Genomic DNA, 5,521 nt, shown 5'->3' with positions numbered 1-5,521 from the left:
GGCGTGCCCGGTCCTGGCGCGGCCTCGGGCCGCCCACCGCCCGGCCGCCGTCGATCGCTCACCGGCCCACCGTCCCGAGTGACCGGCCCGCCGCGGGCGCGGCAACCCGCACCCGGCTCAGCGGAGCCGCCGCCGCGGGAAGCACCGGTGCCGGCGCGGGAAGCCCGGCCACCGTCACAGCCCGCGCAGCGCGCCGCCGTCGACCGGAACGGTGATCCCGGTGACGTACCCGGCGGCGGGGGAGAGCAGGAACGCGGCCACCCTGCCGAACTCCGCCGGGTCGCCGATGCGTCCGAGCGGGATCGCCGCCTCGGCCTGCGCGCGGGCCCGCTCGGGGTCGCCGGAACCGGCAAGCAGCTCCCGGTTGCGGTCGGTCATGATCCGTCCAGGCAACAGGCTGACCACGCGTACGCCGCGCGGGCCGAACTCGTCCGCCATGTCCTTCGCGACGCCGGCCAGCCCCGGCCGCAGCCCGTTGGAGATGCCGAGGCCGGGCAGCGGTCCGCGTACCGAGGTGGACAGCACCAGCCCGATCGCGCCGCCGTCGGTGAGTGCCCCGGCCACCGTGCGGGCGAGCCGGACGCTGCCCAGGAAGACCGTCTCGAACGACTCGCGCCACTGCTCGTCGGTGACGGTGGCGGCGGTGCCGGGCGGTGGGCCGCCGACCGAGATCAGCGCGCCGTCGAGGCGGCCGAAGTGTTCGCGGGCGGCGGCGACGAGCCGCTCCGGGGTGGCGGGGTTGGCGAGGTCGGCGGTCAGCCCGATCGCCCGCTGCGGGTCACCGAGCGCCTCGATCGCGGCGGCCACCCGGTCCGGGGTACGCGCGGAGATGACCACCCGGGCGCCGTCGGCGACGAGTTGTTCGGCGGTGGCGAAGCCGAGGCCGCCGGAGGCGCCGGTGAGCACGTACACCCGGTCGGCGAGTCCGAGATCCATGCACCGATCCTGCCGTACCGGCGGGTGCCTGTCAGCGCGGGGCGGGCCGCACCAGGCGTACCCGGCCGGCGATCTGAACCGCGACGGCGCCGCCGGTCCGGGCGAGGGCCGGTAGCCGGCGCGGCCGGGGCGGGTGGTGGCCGTCGTAGCGGCTCGCGGCCTCGCGCGCGGCCAGCTCCTCCGCGCCCAGCGGCGGCAGCGCGTTCCGGCCGCGCAGGTCGCGGGCGAGGTCCCAGCCGTCGCGCAGCGAACCGTTCGTGGGGCGGCCGTCGGCCCACGTGGTGAACGCGGCCGGCCAGTCCGGCCCGAGGCCGGCGGCGAGCAGCGGCCAGTGCCGGGCCACGTCCCCGGCCCGCTTGCGCAGCAGCGCCCGGCGGGCCGCCTCGACCGGGGCCGGGGCGAAGCCGCGCGGCAGCGGTCCACCGGCGACGAGCGCGGCGACCAGTTCGGCCTGCCGGGCCGCCAGGTCGCCGCTCACGTGACCACCGGGTGGCCGGACGCGGCGGCCAGCGCGTCCAGCTCGCCGCGCAGCTCGGCGGCGGGCGGGTAGTGCCCGTCGCGTTCCAGCAGCAGCGCGGGCGGGCGGCGCCTGGTGCACAGTTCGCGGACCAGGTCCAGCACGGCCTCGGGCACCGGATCGGTGTGCGTGTCGTGGTAGAAGCCGCCGTGCTCGGCGCCGCCCGCGACGTGCACGTAGGCGATGCGTTCCAACGGCAGCCGGTCCAGCAGCGCGGCCGGGTCGCCGCCCCGGTTGCGGGCGTTGGCGTGCACGTTCGCCACGTCGAGCAGCAGCAGCGCGTCGGTGGCGTCGAGGATCTCGGTGAGGAAGTCCGCCTCGTCCAGCTCGTCGTCCGGCCAGTCGAACAGCGCCGCGATCGGTTCCAGGGCCAGCGGCACCGGCAGCTCCGCCTGCGTCCGCCGTACGTTCGCCACCACCGCGGCGACCGCCTCGCGGCTGCGCGGCAGCGGCAGCAGGTGACCGGCCTCCAGGCCGCCGGCCCGCACGAACGCGATGTGCTCGCTCACCAGCGGCGCGTCCAGGGCCGCGGCCACCCCGGCCAGGTGCGCCACCCGGGCCCGGTCGACGGGTTCCGCGCCGCCGAGGGACAGCCGCACCCCGTGGGGTACGACGTCGACGCCGCGTCCGCGCAGTTCGGTGAGCCCGTCGGGGAGCGGCCCGGCCGGTGCGATCGCCTCCGCGACCACCTCGACGAAGCGCAGTCCCGGCAGCCCGGCGACGAAGCCGGCGATCTCGGGGCGCCAGCCGATGCCGACGCCGGACGGGCCGCTCATCCGCCGCACCCGCCGCCCCCGCCGCAGCCACCACCCCCGCCGCACGAGCTGCCGCCGCCGCACGAGGAGGTGCCACCGGCGGTCGCCCCGCCGCCGCAGGAGGTGCCGGTGCTCGCGCCGCCCGTGTTGCCCAGCGCCTGCCGCTGGATCTCGGCCTGCTCCGCGAAGCCCGGGTCCATGGTCCAGAGCGTGGCGGTACCGAACAGCGCCACGCCCAGCGCCACGTCCGTCGCGCCGTAGGTGGAGTACGCGGGCCCGGCGTCCGGCCGCAGCCAGGCGTGCCGGCGGCGCATGTCGTTCAGCGCGGCGGTGGCCGCCCGGGTACGCCACGGCACGCGGTTGAGCAGCACGAACGCGAGGCCGAGCGGGAACAGGCTGAGCAGCAGCCAGCCGGTGGGCCGGTCGTTCAGCAGCCCGGAGACCACGCGCACGATGCCGATGACCAGCAGGGCTCCGACCAGCAGGGCGCCGCGCCGCAGCGTCCGGCGCCGCTCCTGGTCCAGGGCGAGACCTCGGCGTACGAGGCCGTCGCGCAGCTCGTCGAGCGCACGCCGCACCCACTCGTCGGCGGCCAGGTCCCGGGTCCGCAGGCCGCGGCTCGCCGCGTGGTGGACCGCCTGGTCCAGCGGAGTGGCACCGGCCGGCAGCGGACCGCCGGTGGTGAGCCGCCGGTCCGGCCGGACGCCGACCGCGCCGCAGTGGCGCAGCCCGCCGAGCGCGGCCCAGACGGCGAGCTGGTCACCACCGTTGAGGTAGGCGACCTGCTGCGGACCCAGGTCGCCGTACGCGGTCACCGGCGTGCCCGCCAGCATGCGCCGCCGGTACACGATCGCACCGATGACCAGGACGACGGCGAGCAGGAGGTACCAGCGCAGGAATACGGGGCCGGGGATGCCCCAGGTGTCGGAGGGGGTCATCGTCTGCTCCTGTCGCGAGGAGGGGTCGCGGCTCATTGTGGAGCAGGCGCGCCAGAGTCGATCTCCTGGAGGGGCGTAGTTACCGGACCGAGACCGGCGCCGGTTCAGTGCCGGCGGACGGCCTCCTCGACCAGGTCGAGCACCCGGGCCAGGTCGCCGGCCGGACGGCCCATCGCCAGGTGCAGCACCAGCCCGTCGTAGGCCAGCTCCAGGAACTGGGCGAGCACGTCGATCGGCACGTCGTCGCGGAGGACGCCGGCTTCGCGCTGGCGCAGCAGGCGCTCCCGGGTGGCCGCGGCGATGGCCTCGGACCGTTCCGCCCAGCGCTTGGCGAATGCGGGGTCGGTGCGCAGCCGGCGGGAGACCTCCAGCTGGCTGCCGAGCCAGCCGGTGGTGTCCGGCGAGACGGCCCGGGCCAGCAGGTCGCGCATGACCTGCACGAGGCCGTTGCGGGCCACCGTCTCCACCATCGCGGCGGCGTCGTCCTCGGCCACGGCGAGGAAGAGGGAGTCCTTGTCCCGGAAGTGGTGGAAGATCGCGCCCCGGGACAGGCCGGTGGCCTCCTCCAGTCGCCGTACGGTGGCGCCCTCGTAGCCGTGCCGGGCGAAACACGCCCGCGCCGCCGCGAGGATCTCCTGTCGGCGCGCGTCGAGCTGGTCCTGACTTACTCTGGGCACGAACGGATCGTCGCAGGTGGAACCGGCCGATGCAAACCGTACGTACGGCTTGGGAAGCGCCGACACTTGATCATCTGGCACCGCCCGATGGTTACGATCGGCGGGTGACCGCCCTTCCCGCGCGCCCGCTCACCGTCGCCGCCGTCCAGGCCCAGCCCGTCCCCGGCGACGTCCCCGGCAACGCCCGCACCGCCGCCCGCCTCGTCGGCCGGGCCGAGGGCGCCCGCGTCGTGGTGCTGCCCGAGCTGTTCCTGCCGGCGTACCACCCGCCGACGCTCGGCGCCGACCCGGAGGGCACGGACGTGGCAGCCGACGCCGACGGCCGGGTGAGCGACGTCCGGCTGGACCCGCTGCGCTCCGCCGCCGCCGACGCGGGCGCCGCAGTGGTGATCGGCGCCGCCGTCCGCCACCCCGACCGGCGGCGCACCATCTCCTCGCTCGTCGTGGACCCGGCCGGCACGGTCACCGCCGCGTACGACAAGCAACAGCTCTGGAGCGGCGAGCGGGAGCTGTTCGACGCCGGCCGCCGGGGCGCGACGCTCGAGGTCGACACGTGGCGGCTGGGACTGGGCGTCTGCTACGACGGCTGCTTCCCGGAGCACGCGCGGGCCGCCGCCCGCGACGGCGCGCACGGCTACCTCTGCCCGAGCGGCTACCTGGCCGGCTCGGCACACCGCCGCGACCTCTACTACGCCGCCCGCGCGCTGGACAACACCATGTACGTGGTGTTCGCCAACGCGGTCGGCGGCGCCGATCCGTGGCGCTTCAACGGCGGCGCGGCGGTGTACGACCCGGAGGGCCGGCCGCTGGCCCGGGGTGCCGACACCGGCGAGGACGTGCTGGTGGCCACGCTGGACCCGGACGCGCTGGCCGCCACCCGCGCGGCGCACACCATGCTGCTGGACCGCCCGCTCGACGCCGGGGCGGCTCGCGCCGTCCTCGTGGCCTGATCGCCGTGGCGGGGCCCTCGGCCCTGTCGGTGCTCCGGCCCGTCCCGTAGGGTGCCCAGGTGCCGTTGCTCCTGCTCGATCTGGACAACACCCTGCTGGACCGCGACGGGCCGTTCCGCGCCTGGGGAGAACGCTTCCTGGACGGCATCGGCGCGCCGCCGGCCGACCTCGACTGGTTGGTGTCCGTGGACGCGGACGGGCTGACCAACAGGTGGGACGTGGCGGATGCGATCCGCGACCGGTACGCGCTGCGCATCCCCTCGATCGACCTGGTCGACGAGCTGCACGACGGCGTGGTGGCCCACATGCGGCTGGACCCGCTGGTGGCCTGCGCGCTGCGGATCGCCGCCGACGCGGGCTGGGTGCCGGTGGTGGTCACCAACGGCGCGTCCCGTCAACAGGACGCCAAGATCCGCAAGACCGGCCTGGACCGGTACGTCGCCGACTGGGTGATCTCCGAGGAGGCGGGCGTCAGCAAACCGAACCCGAGGATCTTCGCGCTCGCCGCCCAGCGGGCCCGGATGCCGCTGCGCGGCGCGTGGGTGGTGGGCGACAGCCCGGAGGCGGACATCGGCGGCGCGACGGCTGTGGGCCTGCCCAGCGTCTGGCTGCACCGGGGACGCCGCTGGTCCGATCCGAGGTTCGCGCCCACCCGGATCGAGGACGGTCTGATCGCGGCCGTCGCGGCCGTCCTGGCTGGCTGACGGCGCTCGGCGGCGCGGGCCGGCGGCGGCACAGCGGCGCGGGC

7 protein-coding genes are annotated in these 5,521 nt (G+C 76.5%); 2 read left to right on the top strand and 5 right to left on the bottom strand.

The features are described 5' to 3' along the window. Positions 1 to 174: 174 nt before the first annotated feature. The 5 genes from AC2CHG_RS29720 to AC2CHG_RS29700 all read right to left on the bottom strand — a co-directional run bounded on the left by AC2CHG_RS29720 (position 175) and on the right by AC2CHG_RS29700 (position 3,823). Positions 175 to 936 carry an SDR family oxidoreductase gene (locus tag AC2CHG_RS29720; protein WP_484526049.1) on the bottom strand — a complete coding sequence of 254 codons (762 nt, stop codon included), beginning with the start codon at positions 934 to 936 and terminating at the stop codon, positions 175 to 177. A gap of 31 nt (positions 937 to 967) precedes the next feature. Then, entirely contained in the window at positions 968 to 1,414 is a 447-nt protein-coding gene (locus AC2CHG_RS29715; RefSeq protein WP_484526048.1) for an SCO6045 C-terminal-like domain-containing protein, read from the bottom strand. Continuing rightward, positions 1,411 to 2,229 carry an MbnB/TglH/ChrH family RiPP precursor modification enzyme gene (locus AC2CHG_RS29710; protein WP_484526047.1) on the bottom strand — a complete coding sequence of 273 codons (819 nt, stop codon included), beginning with the start codon at positions 2,227 to 2,229 and terminating at the stop codon, positions 1,411 to 1,413. The genes AC2CHG_RS29715 and AC2CHG_RS29710 overlap by 4 nt, the downstream gene beginning before the upstream one ends. Continuing rightward, positions 2,226 to 3,146, bottom strand: a complete 921-nt coding sequence (locus AC2CHG_RS29705) for a TIGR04222 domain-containing membrane protein (protein ID WP_484526046.1) — start codon at positions 3,144 to 3,146, stop codon at positions 2,226 to 2,228. Before AC2CHG_RS29705 ends, AC2CHG_RS29710 begins: the two co-directional genes overlap by 4 nt. A 104-nt stretch (positions 3,147 to 3,250) precedes the next feature. Further along, the gene (locus AC2CHG_RS29700) at positions 3,251 to 3,823 is read right to left on the bottom strand and encodes a TetR/AcrR family transcriptional regulator (RefSeq protein WP_194803152.1); all 573 of its coding nucleotides are present in this window, start codon (positions 3,821 to 3,823) and stop codon (positions 3,251 to 3,253) included. Between the two features lie 104 nt (positions 3,824 to 3,927). Here AC2CHG_RS29700 and AC2CHG_RS29695 point away from each other — a divergent pair, with 104 nt between their 5' ends. Further along, positions 3,928 to 4,773, top strand: coding sequence for a carbon-nitrogen hydrolase family protein (locus tag AC2CHG_RS29695; protein ID WP_355512674.1), 846 nt, complete (start codon positions 3,928 to 3,930; stop codon positions 4,771 to 4,773). Positions 4,774 to 4,832: 59 nt separating this feature from the next. Next, positions 4,833 to 5,477 carry an HAD family hydrolase gene (locus AC2CHG_RS29690; RefSeq protein WP_120568947.1) on the top strand — a complete coding sequence of 215 codons (645 nt, stop codon included), beginning with the start codon at positions 4,833 to 4,835 and terminating at the stop codon, positions 5,475 to 5,477. Positions 5,478 to 5,521 lie beyond the last annotated feature (44 nt).

The organism is Micromonospora sp. ATLC20, assembly GCF_057196585.1.
This window is presented reverse-complemented; position numbering and strand designations above follow the sequence as displayed.

Coding starts and splice junctions, on each gene's coding strand:
- AC2CHG_RS29720 (WP_484526049.1), bottom strand. CDS start 936: ATGGATCTCGGACTCGCCGACCGGGTGTACGTGCTCACCGGCGCCTCC.
- AC2CHG_RS29710 (WP_484526047.1), bottom strand. CDS start 2,229: ATGAGCGGCCCGTCCGGCGTCGGCATCGGCTGGCGCCCCGAGATCGCC.
- AC2CHG_RS29705 (WP_484526046.1), bottom strand. CDS start 3,146: ATGACCCCCTCCGACACCTGGGGCATCCCCGGCCCCGTATTCCTGCGC.